At 38.9% G+C, this 275-nt stretch carries 1 pseudogene; it reads left to right on the top strand.

Features of this window, described 5'->3' with window-relative positions:
- Positions 1 to 275: pseudogene (locus M0D21_RS13700) on the top strand (cellulase family glycosylhydrolase); the annotation flags it as partial.

The raw sequence follows: 275 nt of genomic DNA, 5'->3' as shown, positions 1-275 counted from the left end.
AAGTCTCCTACAACCATGCATATGTTTTAGGTACTGGAGGCCCTAATCTAGATAATTTTAGAGAATTTTCGATCAACTGGGATCCTGCATATAATGGACTGTATCAGTTTGCTTTAAATACCGATGATGGGACTCCAAGCTGGTACGTAGATTTTTCTGAAACCATGACTTATCAATTGCAAAATGCCAATCCTGAAGTAACCTTATCGAATACAGGATTTGTAGGCCTTGATGGAAGTTATTGGGTAGCTATCGATGGAAACAATCTGGCATTG

This window comes from Aquimarina acroporae (genome assembly GCF_023195925.1).
GTDB lineage: Bacteria > Bacteroidota > Bacteroidia > Flavobacteriales > Flavobacteriaceae > Aquimarina > Aquimarina acroporae.
Note: the sequence above shows the minus strand (reverse complement) of the source record. Positions and strands in the feature narration are given on the sequence as shown.